Here is a 21,396-nt window from a genome sequence, read left to right on the forward strand (position 1 = left end):
CGATCCCCTGGACAAGGCTCCGCCATGCGCCGGTCGCGGAAACGACGGCGGAGATGAATGATGTGGTCGTGATCCTCGCTATTCCGCCGCGGCGGGCTGCGGCGGCCGCCAGACAGCCGGCGCATAGAGCTCGGCGGTGAAATCCTCCGCGATCTCTCCGTTGATGCGCGCCTCGTGAGATGCGAGGTCGGCCAGGAACAGATCGCGGCTGATCCTGGCCGTGATCCCCGGAATGTCGCGCTTGAAGCTTGGAACGTCGCCGATCGGCAAGCCGAAGCTGACAAATGCTGCAGGGTTGAAGACGTGAATGTCCTTCAGATACGGCGCGCGGCCCGGAACTTTCTCCAGATACTCGTGCCCGGACCCGAGATAGGGATAGGCTGCCAAGCTATCGTCCTTTTCGCCGTCAGGCGGCACGAAGCGATCTCGCCACAGCAGGATTTCGTCGGCGAAATCGCCGAGCTCTGACTGCGCGCCCAAATCGACGGAATACCCGGTCCCCGCAATCGCGAAATCGAACGCGATCTCGCCCTGCGGAGTGATGGCGACCGGCCGTACCCCTTTCAATTGTGCCGAGGTCCACGGCGCGCCCAGATGCAGATGAAAATTGGGAAAGGCGACCGCGCGCGAGATCGCATCCGGCGGCGGGGTCGATCCAGCCTGCCTGAATCGGCTCGCCTGATGCCAGCGCACCGCGTCGGGCAGGCTGCCATAATTGTCATAGGCTCCCGGGTAGCCGCGGATCCGAATGACCGGCAACGCGGCCAAGCTCTCCCGGCGCGCAAACAGATGAACGTCGCGCGCTCCGGCCTCAAGGGCCGCGGCCGCCGCATCGAACGCCGACGCAGCACTCCCGAGCACCGCAACGGAGAGACCACGCAGCGTCCTGAAATCGATCTTCTCCGAAGTATGCGCATGGAATCGCTTCGGCAGGGCCCGCAGCACGTCAGGGACATAAGCGCCCCCGCTACCCGCAAAACCGGTTGCGAGCACCAGCTTGCGCGTGGTCTCGATGGTCGTGACCCCGCTCCGCTCCAGATGTACCCGCAGATGATCGGCTGCAGGCTCGATGCGGAGCAGCCGCGTACCGTAACGAATGCCGACGCCAGTCACGCGGCGATACCAGTCGAGATAGGTCGCCCAGTCGAGCCGCGGAATCCGATCGAGCGCGTCAAAGGCCGCCGTGCCATGGCGCGCTTCATACCATGCCTGGAAACCGAGACCGGGCAGACCGAGTTCCGGACCTGGAAGCGTCTTCGGGGTGCGAAGCTTGTGCATTCGCGCGCTCGTGAGCCACACGCCGGCCTTGCTGGCGTCGGCGGCGGCATCGATCACCGAAACCTCGCCGATCCCGGCGCGCCGAAACGCAAACGCGAAGGCCGCGCCGGACTGGCCACCGCCGACCACGACGACGTTGTGATCGATCCCGTCGCGATCAGGCACCCAGTTCTGCGGGTCGGCCCCGATCAGCCGGAGGGCCTCGCGGGCGACGCTGTCAGGATCGGATTGCGGCATGAATGACCACCTCGCTTTGACGTTGCAAATCGTAAAAGCGATCGACATTCAGTCAATGAAACGAAACCAGCTTTGTTTTCGATAGCAGGCAATGTTCGCGTCGTGGACAACGCGGGCATTGAAATATTTGCGATGATCGCCGCCTGACCGATCATCTCATGTGCATCGCGACGAGTGGGATCGGTGCGATCGATTGGGAAAACTTCCCAAATCAGGCCTCGCCCGGATCGACGCGATCGCACTCATCTCCGGTGAACGACGAACTCGTCACGTTCATGCTCGCTTGCCGTGCAACAACGCAAATTCATTTCATCGCCGTCGACATAGAGTCTGCCGTAACGCACGCGCCTGCCGTCGACGCGCGCCGAGCAACGATGGGTCTCTCGAAATGCCGCGAACTGCTGGCGACATCAGCCTTGAACACGATACTCCGGAGCTCGCCCGCTCCTATGATGAAGCAGGACTTGTTCAATTTCGCCACGGCAAGTTCCTGATCGGGCCGCTCGCCATCAAGTCCGGCGAGCACGTGCTCGACATCGGGACGGGAACCGGCCGGCTTGCGGAATTCGTGGCCGGGCTGGTCGGCCCGGACGGCCGCGTGATCGGTATCGACCCACTTGCCGGCCGCATCGAAATTGCGCGCCTTCGACAGGGGGATAACCTCCAGTTCGCCACCGGGCGCGCCGAAGATCTGTTGCGCTTCGACGACGCGCAGTTCGACGCGGTCTATCTCAACAGCGTCTTCCATTGGATCTCCGACAAGGATCGCGCGCTGCGGGAGATCCGGCGCGTGCTCAAGCCCGGCGGCCGCCTCGGATTGAATGTGCAGGATCCGTCCAGGCCGCACCAGTCGCGCCTGCTGCTTCGTCGCGCCATCGTCGAGGCGGGTCTCGCCGGCGATCGCCAGGACTCCAACCCGGTACTCGGATCGACCGACGAGGAGCTCAAATCGCTGTTCGCGGCACACGGCTTCGTCGGCTACCGCAGCGAGCTGCGCGCGCTGATCGATATCCACGACGATGCCGCATCGCTGCTGCAATGGTCGGAGGCGAGCGCATTCGGCAATTTCCTCGAAGCGTTCACCCCTCATGAGCGCGACCTGGTGCGACGCACCTTCGCGCGCCTTGTCGAAGAAAAACGTGTGCCCGAAGGTTTGAAGCTGGAGCGGTACCTGCGCTTCGCATTTGCGGACAAGGCGCCGTCCCACCAATAACGATCAGCAGAACTCACGAGATCCGAGATGAGCAAACGGCAGCTTTCCCTCAACCTCTTTATCTATCCCGGCGGCCATCACGAGGCGGCATGGCGCTACAACGGCTCTGCGGCAGATCGCATCCTTGACGTTACCTACTATCAGGAGCTGGCGCAGCGCGCCGAGGCCCAGAAGTTCGACGCGATCTTTTTCGCCGACGGCCCCGCGCTCGCCGACAATGTTCGCTACGCACAACGCTTCCGGTTCGAGCCGATCACCTGGCTGGCCGCAATCGCCGTCGCCACGAAACGGATCGGCCTGATCGCGACCGCGTCGACGACCTATACCGAGCCCTACAACCTGGCCCGCCTGTTCGCATCGCTCGATCACCTCAGCGGCGGCCGGGCGGGCTGGAACATCGTCACGACCAGCACGGCGCAGGCGGCGCAGAACTTTGGCTTGCCCGAGCATCCGCCTCACCACGAACGCTACGAGCGGGCGCGGGAATACCTCGATGTCATCACGCGGCTGTGGGACAGCTGGGAAGACGACGCGGTGGTGAACGATCCCGCATCCGGCATTTTCGCCGATACGGGAAAGATCCATCCGATCGATCATGTCGGAAAGCACTTTCGGGTGCGCGGCCCGCTCAACATCTCGCGGACGCCGCAGGGACGGCCGGTCTATGTCCAGGCGGGCTCGTCCGATGACGGACGCGCCTTTGCCGCGCGCTTTGCCGAAGCGATCTTCACCGCGCATCAGACGCTGGCGAGCGCCCAGGAGTTTTACGCAGACATCAAGCGGCAGGCACGCGGCTTCGATCGCAGCCCCGATCAGGTCAAGGTCCTGCCGGGCATCAGCCCGTTCATCGCCAGCACGCAGGCCGAAGCCGACCGGTTGCAGGACGAGTTCAACGAGTTGATCCAGCCGGAATACTCGTTGACCCAGCTTCGCCAGATGATCGGGCTCGACCTCTCCGGCTTCGACCTCGACGGTCCCTTCCCGCGCCACCTGATCGACACCGGCAGCGCCCGCGGGGTCGCCAGCCGTTTCAAGCTCGTGGTCGACATCGTCGATCGCGAGCAACCGACTATCCGCCAGCTCGTGCAGCGTCTCGCCGGGGCGCGCGGCCACTGGGTGATCGCGGGCCCGCCGGAGAAAATCGCCGACAACATCCAGACCTGGTTCGAGAATGGCGCGGCCGACGGCTTCAACGTGATGCCGCCCTGGCTATCTGGCGGGTTCGATATCTTCGCCGAGCAGGTCGTGCCGATCCTGCGCAAGCGCGGCCTGTTCCGCGACGAGTACAGCGGCACGACGCTGCGCGACCATTACGGACTGAGCCGGCCGCAAAGCGTGTTTTCCGGATCGATCAAGGCGATCGCCTGATGTGCTCGAAACCGCCGACCTCGCGTCGGCCGGATCGCTGTTTGCTCACAGCCTAAGGATTTAAGAGTTAATGACCACTGCGCGCGTCCTGTTCCTTTCGACCCTGCTCATTCTCGGTGCTCTTACTGGCGCCGCGCTGCATGCGGAGACATCAGCCAAATCCGATCTGAAAGTCGGCTTCGTACCGGGCCCCTATATCGACGAATTCAAGGTTGGCGTCGCGCCGGAACTCGAGAAGAAGGGCTACAGTATCCGCTATGTCGAGTTCTCGACCGGGCTGGAAGCCAACAACGCGGTGTTCAAGGGCGAGATTGACGCCAATGTCATGCAGCACACGATCTTCCTGAACTCGTACAACGAGCGGCAGCAGACCGACCTCGTCGGCATCGTCCACGTCCCGACGCCCCCGATGGGGCTTTATTCGAAGAAGCACCCGGTCGGCTCCCCGATCAAGCCCGGCTCGACCGTGGCCGTGCCCAATGATCCCGTCAATCTGCAGCGCGCGCTCTGGATCCTGCGCGATCTTGGCCTCGTCGAGATTCGCGACTCCAAGCCGGTCGATGTCAGCGAACTCGACGTGATCAAGAACCCCGGTGGCATCAAGATCGTGCCGCTGGAAGCAGCACAGGCGCCGCGCGCGCTCGACGACGTTGATTTCGCCGCCATCCAGGGCAACTTCGCGATCTACAGCGGCCTGAAGCTGACCAACGCATTCGCCCTGGAGAAGATGACGACGTCCTATATCAATGTGGTCGCGGTGAAGCAGGCCAATGCGGGCTCGCCGTGGGCGCAGGACATCGTCGCCGGCTACAAATCACAGACGTTCAAGACCGCGATCCTGTCCGACCGGTTCTACGACGGGTTTACCCTGCCGGATTACCTGAAGCGCTAGACCCAGCCACCATCGACGATATGGCTCTGGTTGGTGCAGGCGCCGCTGTCATCAGCGGCGAAGAACAGCACGACGCGAGCGATGTCATCAGGCAGGAGTTTGCGCTTGAGGCATTGGCGCTGCATCAGCTCGGCCACGCCTTCAGGCGTCAACCACAGATCCTGCTGCCGCCGGGTCATGATCCATCCGGGCAGGATGGAATTGACCCGTATGTTGTGCGGCCCGAGATCGCGGGCCAGCGCCCGGGTGAGGCCCTGAACGGCTGATTTGGCCGTCGTGTAGCACGGCATGTTGCCCTGGCCGATCACCCAGCTCACCGAGCCGATGTTGACGATCGAACCGCCGCCTGCCTGCTTCATGTCCGGCGCGACCGCCTGGGCGCTGAAGAACTGGTGCTTCAGGTTGACGGCGATCCGCTCGTCCCAGAATTCCGGTGTGACGTCCTCGATCGCGTGACGGTCGTCGCGGGCCGCATTGTTGACCAGGATGGTGACCGGCCCGAGCGCCTCGCGGATGCCGGCGACTGCGCGCCGCAGCGCGCCGATGTCGCGCAGATCGGCATGTTCGAAGTGCACGCGGGCTTGTGCCCCGAGATCGGACAGCAGCTGCTCCGAGGCCGTCAGGTCGATATCGATGAAGCCGACCCGCGCGCCCTGGCCGATGAACTGGCGGACGATCGCCTCGCCGATGCCGGAACCGCCACCGGTGACAAGTACGGTCCGGTCCTTGAGACTTGGATAGATGGCGCCCCGCATTGGCATCCTCTCGATTTTGGCGCCTGAAGGCGTCGGTTGCGTTGCTGCGACTCAAGCAAAAGGGCCACAGATCCCGAGGTTCACTCGGTCGTCTCCATGAGGCTGCGGTCCACGACCCGCAGCGTCCGCCGCACCATGCCGTCGACGATGGTCGCCGACTCGCTTGGACGCACATATATCGCCGTGGACTTGAGCAGCCACGGCAGCACCGCCTGGTCGAGCCGCTCCTCATAGGCACTGCGCATCATGTCAAATGCCTGCAGACCGGGACCTGCGAGGATGACATGATGCGGGCGCAGCACCGATATCGTCGTGGCGACCGCCTCGGCAAGCGCGTGGCCCGCCTGCTGAAACAAGTGCTCGAGACGGGAATCGCCGCTCCGTGCCCGATCGTGCAACAGAGCCATCTGCGCCTCGGACGGTTGCTGCGACGCCGCCGGCGGCAGGTCGAGAAAGGTGCGGGCATCGCGGTAAAGCGCATAATCGGCAAGGTGGGCCTCGATGCAGCCGCGCTGACCGCAGCGGCATTGCGGGCCGTTCAGCCCCAACTTGACATGACCGATCTCGCTGCCCGCGCCGGCACCCCAGCGCGCTTCACCGTCGACAATGATGCCCATGCCGACGCCGTGGCCCACCATGATCGTGGCCGTGAGGCCCTGCGCCAGTGCCGGTTCGGCGGCTGCGAGGGATAGCGCGACCGCGACCGCGTCGTTCGCCATCACGACCTCGACACCGAACGCCTGGCGGATCGGCTTGGCAAGATCGACGTCGGTGATCGACAACGCCGGGCTCCACAGATGCCGGCCGGTGTCGCCGTCGACGATGCCCTGCAGCGCTATCCCGATTCCGAGCAACCGATGTCGCGGCGTGACGGTCGCCTCAAGCATGGTGTCGATCTGTGCGATCACGAGATCGCATAATGCGCCTGCATCGAGTGCGCGCGTCGCGAGTTCAAGTCGCGATTGCGCCAGGGCGGAGCCGCTGAAATCGGCGATCAGTGTCTCGACCAGATTCATACGCAGCGAGACTGCGATGATGCGGCCAAACTCGGGATTCAGGGTCAGCAGGACTGCCGGCCGGCCGCGGCGACGGCCGCCATCCGCATCCTCTTCGTCCGCATCGTCGGACCACGGCGTCGCCGTATCTGTCTCGGCTTCGCACAGCAGGTCTTCCGCCATCAGCTTCGACGTGATGGCCGAAATGGCCGGGAAGCTCAGGCCCGTGCTGCGTGCGAGTTCGACCCGCGGCAACGGCCCCTGGCGTCGCAAGACCTCGACGAGACGGCCGGGGTTCGATCCGCGGGCCAGGCTCGAAGCACGTCTCAACGGCTCGGACTGTTCGTTCATATTGGCTTTTTTAATTCTCTTGATGAAGTTATTCAACGCGAGCTACTCAGATATGGGCCAAAAAGCGCGGATAGAGGCTGAAATATATCACCTTCATACTATTATCGCTTGAATGCGCACGCATAAACATCCTTGACTGGACAATTTGTCGCGCTAATTTATTAGTTACGTGAATAAAATAAGGCGTGAAAAGCGCCGGACGTGAAATCCCCTCACCGGGGGCGTCGACAGGGAGGTGCATATGAAGGTCTCAACGAGAGAATTGATCGTGCCGCTCTTGGCGGGCGCTGCCGCGCTCGCGATGGCGACGGGGGTAGCACAGGCACAGCAGAAAAAGACCATCGCGCTGGTGACCAATGTCGCGGCCGACTTCTGGACCATCGCGGGCCGTGGGCTTGAGAAGGCGCAGAAGGAGCACCCGAACTACAATATCGAATTGATCGTCACCAATGAAGGGACGGCGGCCGGCCAGCGGCGCGAACTGGATGACCTGCTGGTGCGCGGCGTCGCCGGTATCTCGATCTCGGTCGACGATGCACCGCACGCAACCGAAGAACTCAACAAGGTTGCGGCCAAGACCGTGCTGATCACCACGGACAGCGACGCGCCGCAGAGCAATCGCCTCGCCTATATCGGCACCGACAACGTCGCGGCAGGGCGGCAGGCCGGCGAGGAGATCAAGAAGGCGCTGCCGAACGGCGGCAAGATCGCCCTGTTCGTCGGAACGATGGACGCCGACAACGCCCGCGAGCGGGTGCAGGGCATCAAGGAAGCGATCGCCGGCACCAAGGTCGAGCTGGTCGACGTGTTCACCGATCAGGTGGACTTCGCCAAGGCCAAGGCGAACATGGAGAACGTGCTCGTCAAATATCCCGACATCGCGCTGCTGTCCGGCCTGTGGAGCTACGAGACGCCGCTGATCTATGACGCGGTGAAGGCCGCAGGCAAGGCCGGCAAGGTGAAGATCGTCGGCTTCGACGAGGATCAGCGGACGCTGCGCGGCATTTCCGACGGGACGATCGAGTCCACGGTCGTGCAGCAGCCCTACGAGTTCGGCTATCTCTCCGCCAGCAACATCATCAAGACGCTGAACGGCGACAAGTCCTGGATTCCGAAGGACAGCAAGCTGATCGTGCCGACCAAGGTGATCAGCAAAACCAACGTCGCGGAGTTCGCCGCACATCTGAAGGAACTGCTGAAGAAGTAACGTCAGTCGGCTTCAACGCCCGGCCACCACAGGCCGCCGGGCATTGTGCAGGAGGACATGCCGAATGGCGGAAACGCTGCTGGAGCTCCGCGGAATCAGCAAGACCTATCCCGGCGTCAGGGCGCTCGACGACGTCAATTTGCGCGTCAATCGCGGCGAGGTCCTGGGTCTGATCGGCGAAAACGGCGCCGGCAAATCGACGCTGATGCGCGTGCTGGCCGGCGTGATCGCGCCGAGCACCGGCGTGATCCGCATCGGCCGCACCGAGCACGCCCGGATGACGGTGACCGAGGCGACGCGATGCGGCATCGCCTTCGTGCACCAGGAGCTGAACCTGTTCGAGAATCTCGACGTCGCCGCCAACGTCTTCATCGGGCGCGAGAAGCTGGCCGGCGGCCCGCTGAAGCTGGTGGACAATGCGCAGATGCATGCCCGCGTGATGCCGCTGCTGGAACGGCTGGGCGCCGATTTCACGCCGGGCACGCTGGTCGAGAATTTGTCGATCGCGGAGCGCCAGATGGTGGAGATCGCCAAGGCGCTCTCGATCGACGCCCGCGTCATCATCATGGACGAACCGACCTCCAGCCTGACGATTTCGGAGACGGAGCGGCTGCTGGAGGTGATCGCCGACCTGAAGACGCACGGCATCTCGGTGATCTACATCTCTCACCGGCTCGGCGAGGTCATGAGCTGCGCCGATCGCGTCGTGGTGCTGCGCGACGGACGCACCGTGGGGGAGCTGGTGCGCGACGAGCTCAGCCATGCCGCCATGATCCGGCTTATGATCGGCCGCGATCTGAAGGCGCTGTATACGCCGCCGGCATGCGCGCCGCAGCCCGGCGGCTGCGACATCGCCGGCGTCGTGACCACTGCCTTTCCCGACCGGCAGATCAATCTGTCAGTGCGGCGCGGCGAGATCCTCGGCCTCGCCGGGCTCGTCGGCGCCGGCCGCACCTCGCTTGCTCGCGCGGTGTTCGGCGTCGATCAGTTGCTGGGCGGCGAGATCAGGATCGACAACGCCCCGGTCGGCATCGCCTCGCCGCGTGACGCGATCAGGCAAGGAATCTACCTGGTGCCGGAGGACCGCAAGAAATCCGGCCTGGTGCTGGAACTGCCGATCAGGGAGAACGTGACGCTCGCGAGCCTGCTGGATCATGCGCGGATGTGGCTGGTCAACGGCGCGGCCGAGCGCAGAATCGCCAAAGACCAGACCAGGCGGCTGTCGATCAAGGCGCCCAACATCGACATCGAGGCCGTGACGCTCTCCGGCGGCAACCAGCAAAAGGTGGTGCTGGGCAAGTGGCTCTCCATGCAGCCGCGCGTGATGTTCTTCGACGAGCCGACCCGCGGCATCGATGTCGGCGCCAAGAGCGAGATCTACGCGCTGATGCGCAGCCTCGCCGACCAGGGCGTCGCGATCGTGATGATCTCCTCGGACATGGAGGAAGTGATCGGCGTCTCCGACCGGGTGGCGGTGATGCATGAGGGCAGTGTCAGCGGCGTGCTCGAGCGCGACCAGTTCAGCGAATACAACGTGTTGAGACTGGCGGTCGGCCAAGCGCTCGAAACCATGGAGGCCGCTGCGCCATGATGAAGAAGGAACTCGGCCTGTTTTTGCTGCTGGCGGTGATCTCCGCCATCACGGGTGCGATCAATCCGGCCTTCCTGTCGTTCGTGAATCTGCTGAACATGGCCAATCTGATCGGCCTGTTCGGTGTGTTCGCGCTGGGTGAAGGCCTCGTCATCATCACCGGAGGAATTGATCTTTCGCTCGGGTCGATGTTCGCGCTGCTTGGCGTCATCTTCATCGACTTGCTGACGACGTATCACGTGCCCTGGCCTTTGGCGCTGCTGCTGGTCCTGATGGGCGGGCTTGCGCTGGGCGGCATCCAGGGCTTCCTGATCACGCGGCTGAAGATGCAGCCCTTCATCGTGACGCTGTGCGGGCTGCTGATCTATCGCGGCGCCGCGCGCTACTACACCAGCGATTCGACGCGCGGCTTCGGCTACGGTGATGAGGCGAGCACGTTGAGCAGCATCGCCTCCGGGAATATTGCGGGCATCCCGAACACCTTCATCTTCCTGATCATCCTTGCGCTGATCCTCGGCGTGCTGTTGCACCGCTCGGTCTACGGGCGCTGGCTTTATGCCGTGGGCAAGAACGAGGAAGCGGCGCGCTTCTCCGGCATCAAAACCAACCTCGTGATCGCGACCGCCTATGTCATCAGCGGCGGGCTCGCCGGCGTCTCGACCGTGATGTTCGTGTTCTACACCAACTCGGTCTCTCCGAGTTCCTTCGGCAACTTCTACGAACTCTATGCGATCGCGGCGGCCGTTCTCGGCGGCTGCAGCCTGCGCGGCGGCGAGGGCTCCATTCTCGGCATCGTGCTGGGGACGGCGTTGCTGCAGGTGCTGCAGAACCTTGTGAACATCCTCGGCATTCCCAATTCGCTGAACTTCGCGGTGATGGGGACCGTGATCCTGATCGGTGTGCTGGCGGATCAGCAATTGCAGGCCCGTCGACGGCGCAAGGCCGCGCTCGCAGGCCTCGCCCGCACTGCACCAAGATCGAAGGAAGGCACAATTCTGCAAGGCGCGGCTTCACATAGCGGGGCTGCGTTGCCGACGACGGGCGATCAGGCATGACAACTCGAAAAGGAAGAATCCGGACCGGGAATATGGTCGCGGCGGCTTGAGTAAAGGAACGAGGGGAAGGAGTTCGAGGCGCAAGATCGATCAAGCTCGCGGCGCTCGTATCCAATTTGGCGCAGCAAGCCTGCCCAGTGAGCCGCAGGTTGACCCTCGCGACCGTCTCGAAGGGCTTTGCGTGCGCACATTCTATCTCTGATTGATAGATCGATGAACTGAAACTATCGCGTTCCCCGCTGAAGGGCTTTGGGCGGGAACGTGGCACAAAAATAGACAAAGCCGGGGACGCTGGGAGTGCAGAAAATGTCACTTAGGTCTGTAAACACCGCGCGGGCGTGCGGCGTGGGGATCGCGTTGTTATCTCTGTTCAGCGGCGGCGGCGCGCATTCGGCCGATCTCATGACGAAGGCTCCGCCGGTGCCTTACACCGAGACCGATGATTTCTGGACAAGACCGTATCTGTTCGGCGATCTCGGCAGGACGAAATTGAAGGAACAGGGCATCTCTCTGGCCCTGACGCTGGGCGACGAAGCTGTCGGCAATTTGTCGGGCGGCAACAGGAACACCGCGACCCAAGCCGGACAGCTGTTCTTTCAAGCCAAGTTCGACATGGCGAAGCTTGCCGGCATCCAGGGCGGCACGGTAGGCCTCACGCTGGTCGACCGCTTCGGCCGCAACCTGAATGACGAGGCGGGAATTCCGGCTCTGCAACTGACCAACGAAGTGTTCGGCCGCGGCAGTATTCTCCGCCTGACAGAACTCTATTATTCGCAGAAGCTGTTCGATGACCACCTTGAACTCAAGGGCGGCCGTCTTCCGGTCGGGTCCGACTTCTTCTTTGGTCTCTGCGAGTTCGTCAACCTGACCTTCTGCGGCGGCCAGCCCGGCAACATTCAAGGCGGCTACATCTACAACTGGCCGGTGAGCCAATGGGCCGGTGTGGTGCACTACAACTTTGCCAAGGAATGGCAGCTCTCGGTCGGCGTCTACGACGCCAACCCGAACTACCTGACAACGTCGGACTCCGCGACTTACTTCTTGCCCGGTGTCCCTGGCTCGAGCCCGGCCTCAGGCGTGCTGGTGCCGGTCGAGGTGGTCTGGGCGCCGAGCGGTCCGTTGAACGGGACCTGGAGGTTCGGCGGCTGGTATGACAGCGCATCGACCATCGATGGCGGTCTGCCGGGGATCATTGCGATCTCGCCGGGCAGCGGCGGTGTCTCGGACCAGAATCTCGGAGATTCGCGCGGCCGCTATGGCGTCTATGAATCGATCCTGCAGCGGCTGACGGTTGAAGGGCCCAAGGCGCAGGGCTGGTACACCTTCCTCAATACGACCGTCGCCGACCACCGCACGTCGTACCAGGATTACCAGATCGCCTTCGGCTTCAGACACACCGGAACGTTCGCCTCGCGCCCGGAGGACGAAGTCGGCTTTGCGGTCGGCACGACCCATGTGAATACGGCTGCGCTCACGCCCAATGCCGGAGGAAACGAGGTTCCGATCGAAGCCTGGTACGGGTGGCAGGCGACGGGCTGGATGAATCTGAAATTCGACGCCCAGTATGTGCTGCATCCTGGCGGGCGCGGGTACAACGCCGCCGGCGTGAAGACCGACAACGCCTGGATTCTCGGTCTGCGCACGCTGGTGCACTTCTGAGCCGGAGATGGCCAGCATGCCTGAGCGAAGCCAGCCATGGTGACCCCTCACGACGCCGGGCTAGCAGTCCTGGAGGTGAAGGGCATCGGCAAGGAGTTCGGCGCCATTCGCGCGTTGCATGGCGTCGACCTGTCGCCCGGCGAAGTGGTCGGCAACGTTGCGGCTGAAATAAGCGCGCAGGCAGCCCGAGCGGAACGGCATGGAGCCGGGCCTGTGCTCGCGGCCGACCGACATCGGTTCCCGCCGGGCGGATCCCGGCGGCCATCATCAATGGCGCCGCCATCGCATTTGACGAGCGCTAGGGAACAATGTGCGTCCCGGTCTCGCCGGTCAGCGCGGCCATTGCGCAATTGAGATGGCTGATGATCGCGCGCTTTCCACCACCCTCGAGAAAGCGGATGGCGGCATCGACCTTGGGCCCCATGCTTCCCGGCGGAAAATGGCCCTCGCGGTGATACGCCTTGATCTGCGCCAGGCTGACCTGATCCAGCTCCCGCTTGTCGGGCTTGCCGAAATTGATCGCGACGCGGGGCACCGCGGTCAGGATCAGCAGTTCCTCGATGCCAAGCACGTTGGCGATATGGGCCGAGGTCAGGTCCTTGTCGATCACTGCCGGCACGCCGGTGCGCACGCCCCGTTCGTCGCGGATCACGGGCATACCGCCGCCGCCGCCTGCGATGACGATGGTGCCGCGTTTGACCAATGCGTCGACCAGAGAAATGTCGCAGACATGTTTCGGTTTCGGAGACGGCACGACATGGCGCCAGCCACGTCCGGAGTCCTCGCGCATTTTCCAGTTCAACTCGGCGCTGATGCGCTGGGCTTCCTGCTCGGTGAAAAACGGTCCGACGAACTTGGTCGGATTGGCGAAGGCGGGATCGTTGGCGTCGACCTCGACCTGGGTCAGCAGGCTGGCGACGTGCCGGCCGTTGCCATGCGCGCGCAAGACGTTCTCGATCGCCTGCATCAGAAGATAGCCGATGCCGCCCTGGCTGTGCGCGACGCAGATGTCCATTGACATCGGCGGAATCCGGCTCATCGTCAGCATCTGGCGCATCATGATCTTGCCCACCACCGGTCCGTTGCCGTGGGTGATCACCAGCTCGTTGTCGAGCTCGGCCAGCGGCAGCAGCGCCTCGGCCGTTTGCTGGGCGACGGCCTTCTGCTCGTCCGAGGTACCGCTGATGTCTTCGGGGTGGACGGCATTGCCGCCGATCGCGATCACGAGACGGCGCGGGACCTCATTGAGTGTTCGCATAGCGCGGCATCCTGACGTCGTTGACGGAAAGAGCGAGAGCGAGATCACAGGCCTGGGCATTCGACGGCGCCACCACGATGCCGGCGTCTTCGAGCAGCCTGATCTGCGCCGAACGCACCTGGCGATCGAGTTCGGTCCCGGTCACCGACGCAACCAGAACCGGCGCGTCATCCGCGCGGCCCGCCATGACAGCCGCAAGATGCGCTGCCGGATTGTCGTGTGCGCCGTATCCGATCACGAGATCGAGCAGGATGACGGCAACCGCCGGATCGGCGAGCGCCGCCCGCAACGCATCGTCGCGCACCGAGGGATCGATCATCGGATGCGGCCGGCCTTGGGTATATTCGTCGGCGCCGAGGTCGACGATGCGGTCCCTCCCCTGCGCCTCCGGCTCCCCGAAATGCGGGACGCCGGGAATGGCGGCATTCGATGCCACCTTGCGGCCGCCCGCGGCAAGGATCACCTGCGCCTCGGCGCAGAGCGTGCCGCCGGCGAACAGCCCCTCGATGCGCTGCGCCGCCTTGCGTCGCTGCGGCAAACGCGCAGCCACGGCGGCAGCGTCGAACTTGCCGCCAATGCTCCGGCCGTTGCCGAGGGTTTTCTCGGCCGCTTCCCTCAACGTACCGGCAAAGCGTGCATTTGGCGGCAGATCCGCCGAGGCGGCGCCAATGAAGCAAACCGTGTAGGGCTTCGAGCTGTTTCCGATCCGGCCGAGCACGGCCCGGGCGACGTCCGGATGCGGCGGCTTGGAGATGAGCACGACGCGATCGGTCTCGGGATCGGCATCAAGGGCGTCGATCGCCATCAATGTCGTGATGCCGCCGATCTCCTTCTTCAAATCCCGTCCGCCGACGCCGATGGCGTGGGAAATGCCTTCGCCCGCCTCGGACAGCAGGCACGACACCTCCTGCGTCCCGGTCCCGGATGCGCCGATGATCCCGATCCTGCCGCGCTTCAGCCGGTTGGCGAAGGCGAGCGGCGCGCCGCCGATGACCGCCGTGCCGCAGTCCGGTCCCATCATCAAGAGGCCCGCTTCGCGCGCCTGCTGCTTCAGCGACAATTCATCCGCGATCGAGACATTGTCGCTGAACATCAGGACATGAAGTCCGCGGTTCAGCGCCTTGCGCGCTTCCGCCGCGGCGAACTCGCCGGGAACGGAGATCAGGGCGAGGTTGGCGGCGGGTGCCGCCTTGACGGCCGCGGCAATGCTGCGCGGCCGCCACGCGGCTTCGCCGCTGCTGCTCGTCTTGGGACGGTCAAGCGCCTTTTGCGCTTCGGAAAGCGCGGCGCGTGCCGCCGCTTCGCTCTCGGCCTTGATCGCGAGGATCAGATCATTGCCCTGCGCGATCACCTCGCCATCGAGCAATCCGGCGTTGCGCAAGATCGCCTGGTTGGACGGCGTGCCCATCATCAGCGCGGCTTCGACGACGCCCGCCGCCGACGCGACCTCGCGCGACAACCGCATCAACGCCACCGAGTCGAGATAGAAGCCCTTGCGAATTTCGTTCAGGACATACGCGCTCATGACACCCCCAGATCTTCCGCAATGGCGAGGACGGCCTGCCGGAAGCAGGCCATCGGCGCCCGCACCACGCCGGCGCCGACCTGGCCGATGCCGGGCTCGCGATGCGCGATGCCGGTGTTGATGACCGGTGCGAGGCCGGTCTCCACCACCAGGCGAACGTCGATGCCGGTCGGCACGCCGGCAAAATCGAGCGCGGGAATCGTCCATTCCGGATTCTGCCCGACAGTGATTTCGCTCATTGCCCGCGTGAAATTGCCCGCCGACGACGGTGCGCCAGCGCCGATGAAGCCGGCAACCGCTGGAGCTGCCGCCATCGCGAAGCCACCAAGCCCGACTGTCTCGACGATCGCGGAGTCGCCCATGTCGGGATTTGCATCCTTGCGCGAATAGCCCGGGAAATAGAGCCCTTCCGGCATCTCCACCGGCGCCGTGAACCAGCGATCGCCCAATCCGCTGACGCGGACCCCGAAATCGGTTCCATTGCGGCACATCGCGGTTACCACCGTCGAACCGCGAATGCCCTTGGCGGGATCGGTCAACGCCTTGCCCATCGCCATCGCGATGTTGAGAAAGAACTGGTCGTTCTGCGCGATGAAGCCAATGCAGCTTGCGAGAACTTCGTTGTCGTTCGAGGTGCGCGCCAGCGCCGACCCGATCTCGCGCAGGAACACGCTGGAGCAGGCCAGGTTGCGCTGGTGCATTTCATCGCCCATCGAGAGGCCGCGCGCGATGATCGCCTTCAGGTCGATCCCGCCATGCGCGCGGATCGCCCTGGCGAGCACCGGCCCGAATACGTCACGCAGCCAGGCGAGGCGCGCCAGCACGCTATCGTCGTTGCCGCCGAAGCGCATGACCTTGCCGAGGCCCTCGTTGATGGCGCAGTAGGCGCGGTTGCCGTATTTGGCGTTTTCGACGACGAACACCGGCATGGAGACCGTGGTCATGCCGGTCATCGGACCGACCGCGCCGAAATGATGGTTGGGGTGGAATGCGACGCCGCCGCCGGCCGCGAGTTCGAAGGCGGCTTCAAGATCCGGAGCCCAGCCTTCGAACACGATGGCGCCGGCTACCGCGCCACGCATCGGACCGCACATTCGGTCCCACGTGATCGGCGGCCCGGCATGAAGGATCATGCGTTCCTTCAACCCTTCCAGCACGTCGCGCGCCGGAACGATATCGATCAGCCTGGGCTCACCCTCGAAAATGCGTGCCAGCGCCTGCTTGTTGGCGTCTTCGATCAGCTTCATGGCCGCCCTCTCACGTACCGAGCTTGGCGAGCAGTGCCGCCATTTCGGGATCGCCGTCGGCAGGCGGCGTCCAATCGACCTGCACGACCTCGATATCGCAATCCCGCAAGTCCTTCACAAAGCCTGCCAGCCCGACGTTCACCACGCTCGGCTTGCTCATCAACAGACGCCCGCTCGGCGTATCTTCCTGCTTGGTCACCACTCGCGGCCTCCCGAGATCCGATGCATCGATCTTAGTAAGAAAGTTTTTACTTTGTCAAACACGCGCAACCTGTCGTCCGAATTCCCGCTGCGTCGCATGATCGTTTAAGCCCCTGCGATTGATCGCGTCGGCGGGCCGTTGCCGGCGAGGCCGGCATGATGCAGCGCGCTGTCGTTGAGCAGCCGGCACTCGATCGCGCGCAGCACCATCAGCGCACCTGCAAACGCATCCAGACCGGAGCTTTGCCCGATCCGCGACAGCGCCGCGACCGCGGACTTGATACGATCCACCCGTCCGCCAATCGTCGCGTCGATGGCTTCATGGAGCGCCGCCGCCGCGAAGCCGAGCACGGCACTGTGCAGGTGGGCGGCACTGATCTCATTGGTCCGGCCGAGATGCGCGCGACAGGTCTTCCACAGCGCATCGCGCGTCGCGAGACGGCCGAGGCCGGCGAGCGCGACCAGCGCACCGCCGATCAGGTCGTCGCCGGATGGCGTGAGCCCGGGACCAAGGCCGATCAATTCGACGATCTCCGGGTAGTCGCGCGGTACACATCGCTCTCCGCGAAGCCCGGCCTCGATCAATCGCCTAAGCGCGGCGAGCGCCGGCGCCGCGGCAGCGAGCACCCGAGACGGCCTTGCGGGAGGCTGCACGCCACCCGACGCGGCCAGCCCCTGCTCGACCGGCAAGCGAAGCCAGACCCGATCGACCATCGCAAGGCCTGCCCGCAAACTGTCGAGCGTCCATTCCGGCGACGGCGGCGGCGCCCATACGGAGGCCGTCTCGAAACCGGCAAACCGCATACCGTCGACGAGCAGCATCGTGTCGACGATCGCAACCTCTTGTCCGGGAACGAGCAGCCGCGGTTCGATCCCGGTGCACAGAAGATGCAGCGGGCCGGAGCCGAGGTCTTTGACACCGATGCAGATCCAGCAATCGTCAAGCACCGCATAAAGGCTGCGCTCGAACACCGCCGCAATGCGGCCGCGCCGTCCGCTGCGCAGCGCGCGGCGCGCCAGCACGCCGACCTCGATCACGGCACCGCCGTCGAATCGTTCAGACACGGGCGCGCCGGGCAGGTCACGAAACGTATTGCCTGGCCGCATCACACCGATCTCCCGCTGCGCAACCATGGCGTCAGGACGCGAGCACTGCGGTTCGCGGCACACTACTCCCGTGAGCCTCTCCGCCGAGATAGGCGGCTTCAAGCGAGGGATCCTCCGCGATGATTTCGGCCGCGCCGCTCTTCAGGATGGCGCCGGTCTCGAGCAGATAGGCCCTGTCGGCAAGCGCAAGGGCTTGCCCGGCCATCTGGTCGACCACGATCAAGGTCATCCCCTCGACGCGAAGCTGCTCGAACGACGCGAACAGTTCGTCGACGACAAGGGGCGCCAGTCCAAGCGACGGCTCGTCAAGCATGAAGACCTTGGGCGCGGTCAGGAGCCCACGCGCGACCGCGAGCATCTGCTGCTCGCCGCCCGATAAAAGGCCCGCGCGATGATTGATGCGCTCCTTCAGGCGCGGAAAGCGGGCAAACATCGCGTCGATCTCCGCGTCGAGATCGAGGCCCTTGCGTGCGAAAGCGCCGAGCCGCAGGTTCTGCCGCACCGTCAGTTCTGGAAACACCTGCCGTCCTTCGGGCACCAGCACGATGCCTGCCCTGGCGCGAATATGCGCCGGCATCTTGTCGACGCGGGCGCCGGACAGCCGAATCTCTCCGACCGACCGCGGTGGTTCGAGGCCGGCAATCGAGCGCATCAGGGTGGTTTTCCCTGCTCCGTTGGCACCGAGTACGGCGATGGCCTCGCCGGGGGCGACGGCAAGGTCGATCCCACCGAGCGCCCGCGACAGGCCATAGAAGGCATCGAGCGTGCGGACTTCGAGCGCCGTGCCTTGTTTCGCCGGGCGTGGCGCGCGGCGCCGCTCACCCGACGGCGCGTCGCCGAGATAGGCCTTGCGGACCAGCGGATCGTTGCGGATCGCCGCCGCATCGCCGATCGCGATGCGCTTGCCGCCATCGAGAACGACGATGAGGTCGCTCAGCGACATGATCATCGGCATGTCGTGCTCGACGATGATGACCGCAATCCCGGTCTCCGCGATGCGACGGAGCAGAACCGTCAGCCGCTGCTTGTCGCCCTTCGAAAGACCCGCGGCCGGCTCGTCGAGTAGCAGGATCTTCGGTCGCAAGGCGAGCGCCCTCGCGATCTCGACCAGTCGCTTCTCACCATGGGGCAGCGAGTCCGCGCGTCTGCTCAAATCGCCGTCGACACCGGCAAAGCGCAACAGCGACCGCGCGAGGCGCTCCTGCGCCTCATTGTGCAGCGCCGACACGATGTTACCGAGCTTGCCCGCCGTCGCCGCCAGCAGGACGTTCTCGATGATCGAGAGCGAGCCGAATAGCTGCGTCGTCTGGAACGTCCGCGCCACTCCGACACGTGCAAGCTGGTGCGACGGCAAACCGGTGACGTCGCGGTCGCCAAGCTTCACGGTGCCGGATTTCGGACGATAGAAGCCGCAAAGCAGATTCAGCGCGCTGGTTTTCCCTGCACCATTGGGGCCGATGACGCTGGTCACCGTACCGGGTTCGGCGGTAAACGAGACATCCTGCACGGCGCGGACACCGCCGAACGAGATCGAGAGGTTTGTGACGTCAAGACGCGACGCGCGGCTGGTTCCGATGCCGAGGTCGGCGACCGGCTCGACGCCCACCGCGCCCGGATCGGCCTTCGATCCCGTCGGCAGGAACCTTGCCGCGAATTGCTCGATCAGCCCCATGATGCCTGAGGGCGCGACTCGCAGCACGGCGAAAAGCAGCACGCCGAAGGCCAGCAGACGATACTCCGCGAGGTCGGACAGCATTTCCGGCAGCAGCACGACGAGCGCCGCCCCGATCACCGGCCCCAGCGCCGAGCCGGCGCCGCCGACCATGACGCCGAACAGCAGCAGGATCGACTGCAGAAAGGGGAACGAACTCGGGCTGATATAGCCTTGCAGGGGCGCAAACAACGCCCCCGCCAACGCCATCGCTGCGGCCGAGATGATGAACGCCACGGTGCGGACCCGCACGAGATCAATGCCGATCGAGCGCGTCGCAACCTCGGTGTCGCGGGCGGCACGCATGGCGTAGCCCCAGCCGCTCCGCTTCAAGCGCTCGAACAGGATGAGGCCGGCGAACACCAGCACGATGCCCGCGATCGCCAAATGCCGCTCCGACAGCGGAAAGCCGAACACCTCCGGCGACGCGGTCAGGATCAGGCCGTTGCCGCCGCCCGTGAGGTCGCGCCACTCGATCGTGCCGTGCTCGACGATGAAGCCGAAGGCGATCGTCACCATCGCGAGATATGGACCTCGCACGCGCAAGGCCGGCATGGCGAGCAGACCACCGACGACGCTGACAAGGGCAATCGCGGCAGCCGTCGCCGCAAGATAGGGCCACCCCGCCTTCTCCATCAGGAGCACGGTCGTGTAGGCCCCGATCGCCATGAAGCCGATGTGGCCGAGCGAGATCTGCCCCGCCAAACCGAGCAGTACGTTGAGGCCGATACAGGCGATCGCCGTCAGCGAGATGGTCGCGACCAGGAACACGCCGTAGCTGTCGGCAACGGCGGCATAAAGGATGGCGGCCGCGAGTGCCGCGACGGCGGCGAGAACGGAGACGCGAGAGGTCATACTTTTTTCACTCCGGCTCGGCCGAGCAGCCCGTGGGGGAGGACGACAAGGATCGCGATCACCGAGGCGAATGTGATGATCTGGGTGTAGACCGATCCCAGGTAATTGGTCGCGAACACCTCGATCAGGCCGAGACAGAGCCCGGCCAGCATCACGCCCCAGGCGCTGCCGAGGCCGCCGATGATCGCCGCCGCGAAGGCCTTGATGCCGAACAGCGTGCCCATTTCGGAGGACACGTTGAACAGGGGCGCGATCAGCAGCGCCGCAACCCCGGCCAGCATCGCCGCGACCGCGTAGCTTGCCGCGATGGCGCCGCTGACGTTGATGCCCATCAGCCGCGCAGCGTTCGGGTTCTGGACCACCGCGAGCATGGCGACGCCATGGCGCGTCCGGCGACTGAGCAGATGAAGTGCCAGCGCCAGCAGCAATCCGACCACGGGAATCAGGAGCTGCAACGGATAGACCCCCGCGCCCTCGACGATCTGGATCGGCTTGGCCGCCAGGACGGACGGAAAGCTGCGCGGCTCCTTGCCGAAGACGAACATCATCACGTTGTCGACGATGATGCCGACCGCAACGGTCGCCATCAGCCAATTGTCGGAGCCGCGCTGCACGAACGGCCGGACGGCAAAGCGCTCAATCAGCAGGCCATAGAGCGCGCAGACGAGCAGAACGGCGGGAATGTTGGCCGCGGCCGGCCATCCCCACAGCACGAGGAAGAAGTATCCGGCAACGGCTCCCAGGGTCATCGAGCTGCCTTGGGAGAAATTGACCGTGCCGGAGACGGCGTAGGTGACGTGGAAGCCAAGCGCAAGCAGCCCGTACATGCTCCCGAGCGCCAGTCCTGTTATCACCGCGGGAAGAAATGACATCGATGACTACCCTGCTTGT

General features: G+C 64.5%; 18 protein-coding genes. 7 read left to right on the plus strand and 11 right to left on the minus strand.

What is annotated here, in order from left to right; genetic code table 11:
* Positions 1 to 78 precede the first annotated feature (78 nt).
* Entirely contained in the window at positions 79 to 1,515 is a 1,437-nt protein-coding gene (locus XI02_RS36010; protein WP_018273452.1) for an FAD-dependent oxidoreductase, read from the minus strand.
* Positions 1,516 to 1,675: 160 nt separating this feature from the next.
* On the opposite strand from XI02_RS36010, the gene XI02_RS36015 reads away from it, so the two are divergent.
* The 3 genes from XI02_RS36015 (at position 1,676) to XI02_RS36025 (ending at position 4,988) form a co-directional block, all read left to right on the plus strand.
* Positions 1,676 to 2,728, plus strand: coding sequence for a class I SAM-dependent methyltransferase (locus XI02_RS36015; RefSeq protein ID WP_244981031.1), 1,053 nt, complete (start codon positions 1,676 to 1,678; stop codon positions 2,726 to 2,728).
* A 27-nt stretch (positions 2,729 to 2,755) separates the two neighbouring features.
* Entirely contained in the window at positions 2,756 to 4,096 is a 1,341-nt protein-coding gene (locus tag XI02_RS36020) for an LLM class flavin-dependent oxidoreductase (protein WP_016840160.1), read from the plus strand.
* A gap of 70 nt (positions 4,097 to 4,166) precedes the next feature.
* Positions 4,167 to 4,988, plus strand: coding sequence for a MetQ/NlpA family ABC transporter substrate-binding protein (locus XI02_RS36025; protein WP_172647005.1), 822 nt, complete (start codon positions 4,167 to 4,169; stop codon positions 4,986 to 4,988).
* Here XI02_RS36025 and XI02_RS36030 read toward each other — a convergent pair.
* Together XI02_RS36030 and XI02_RS36035 are read right to left on the minus strand one after the other, a co-directional pair.
* Positions 4,985 to 5,743, minus strand: coding sequence for an SDR family NAD(P)-dependent oxidoreductase (locus tag XI02_RS36030; protein ID WP_172647004.1), 759 nt, complete (start codon positions 5,741 to 5,743; stop codon positions 4,985 to 4,987). The two genes, XI02_RS36025 and XI02_RS36030, sit on opposite strands and share 4 nt — an antisense overlap.
* Positions 5,744 to 5,823: 80 nt before the next feature.
* Complete coding sequence (locus XI02_RS36035) at positions 5,824 to 7,089, minus strand: ROK family protein (protein ID WP_018273454.1); 1,266 nt, start codon at positions 7,087 to 7,089, stop codon at positions 5,824 to 5,826.
* A 241-nt stretch (positions 7,090 to 7,330) separates the two neighbouring features.
* Here XI02_RS36035 and XI02_RS36040 point away from each other — a divergent pair, with 241 nt between their 5' ends.
* The 4 genes from XI02_RS36040 to XI02_RS36055 all read left to right on the plus strand — a co-directional run bounded on the left by XI02_RS36040 (position 7,331) and on the right by XI02_RS36055 (position 12,601).
* The gene (locus XI02_RS36040) at positions 7,331 to 8,296 is read left to right on the plus strand and encodes a sugar-binding protein (protein WP_172647003.1); all 966 of its coding nucleotides are present in this window, start codon (positions 7,331 to 7,333) and stop codon (positions 8,294 to 8,296) included.
* Positions 8,297 to 8,360: 64 nt separating this feature from the next.
* Positions 8,361 to 9,887 (plus strand): sugar ABC transporter ATP-binding protein, encoded by a 1,527-nt coding sequence (locus XI02_RS36045; RefSeq protein WP_172647002.1) that lies wholly within the window; start codon positions 8,361 to 8,363, stop codon positions 9,885 to 9,887.
* Positions 9,884 to 10,942 (plus strand): ABC transporter permease, encoded by a 1,059-nt coding sequence (locus XI02_RS36050; RefSeq protein WP_018273457.1) that lies wholly within the window; start codon positions 9,884 to 9,886, stop codon positions 10,940 to 10,942. Before XI02_RS36045 ends, XI02_RS36050 begins: the two co-directional genes overlap by 4 nt.
* Before the next feature lie 306 nt (positions 10,943 to 11,248).
* Entirely contained in the window at positions 11,249 to 12,601 is a 1,353-nt protein-coding gene (locus tag XI02_RS36055; protein WP_026193300.1) for a carbohydrate porin, read from the plus strand.
* 60 nt (positions 12,602 to 12,661) lie between these two features.
* On the opposite strand, the gene XI02_RS36060 is transcribed toward XI02_RS36055, so the two are convergent.
* The 8 genes from XI02_RS36060 to XI02_RS36095 all read right to left on the minus strand — a co-directional run bounded on the left by XI02_RS36060 (position 12,662) and on the right by XI02_RS36095 (position 21,377).
* A complete protein-coding gene (locus XI02_RS36060; RefSeq protein ID WP_016840181.1) occupies positions 12,662 to 12,835 on the minus strand; it encodes a hypothetical protein in 174 nt (57 codons plus the stop codon).
* A gap of 64 nt (positions 12,836 to 12,899) precedes the next feature.
* The gene (gene arcC, locus XI02_RS36065; RefSeq protein ID WP_016840183.1) at positions 12,900 to 13,859 is read right to left on the minus strand and encodes a carbamate kinase; all 960 of its coding nucleotides are present in this window, start codon (positions 13,857 to 13,859) and stop codon (positions 12,900 to 12,902) included.
* Positions 13,843 to 15,384 (minus strand): acyl-CoA synthetase FdrA, encoded by a 1,542-nt coding sequence (gene fdrA / locus XI02_RS36070; RefSeq protein WP_172647001.1) that lies wholly within the window; start codon positions 15,382 to 15,384, stop codon positions 13,843 to 13,845. Before fdrA ends, arcC begins: the two co-directional genes overlap by 17 nt.
* Complete coding sequence (locus XI02_RS36075) at positions 15,381 to 16,631, minus strand: DUF1116 domain-containing protein (protein WP_172647000.1); 1,251 nt, start codon at positions 16,629 to 16,631, stop codon at positions 15,381 to 15,383. The genes fdrA and XI02_RS36075 overlap by 4 nt, the downstream gene beginning before the upstream one ends.
* 10 nt (positions 16,632 to 16,641) lie before the next feature.
* A complete protein-coding gene (locus XI02_RS36080) occupies positions 16,642 to 16,830 on the minus strand; it encodes a hypothetical protein (protein WP_125459098.1) in 189 nt (62 codons plus the stop codon).
* Between the two features lie 107 nt (positions 16,831 to 16,937).
* Positions 16,938 to 17,897 (minus strand): DUF2877 domain-containing protein, encoded by a 960-nt coding sequence (locus XI02_RS36085; protein WP_172646999.1) that lies wholly within the window; start codon positions 17,895 to 17,897, stop codon positions 16,938 to 16,940.
* 73 nt (positions 17,898 to 17,970) lie between these two features.
* The gene (locus XI02_RS36090) at positions 17,971 to 20,505 is read right to left on the minus strand and encodes a branched-chain amino acid ABC transporter ATP-binding protein/permease (RefSeq protein ID WP_172646998.1); all 2,535 of its coding nucleotides are present in this window, start codon (positions 20,503 to 20,505) and stop codon (positions 17,971 to 17,973) included.
* The gene (locus XI02_RS36095) at positions 20,502 to 21,377 is read right to left on the minus strand and encodes a branched-chain amino acid ABC transporter permease (protein WP_172646997.1); all 876 of its coding nucleotides are present in this window, start codon (positions 21,375 to 21,377) and stop codon (positions 20,502 to 20,504) included. Before XI02_RS36095 ends, XI02_RS36090 begins: the two co-directional genes overlap by 4 nt.
* Positions 21,378 to 21,396 lie beyond the last annotated feature (19 nt).

The sequence above is a fragment of the Bradyrhizobium sp. CCBAU 21365 genome (assembly GCF_015291305.1).
Lineage (GTDB): Bacteria > Pseudomonadota > Alphaproteobacteria > Rhizobiales > Xanthobacteraceae > Bradyrhizobium > Bradyrhizobium elkanii.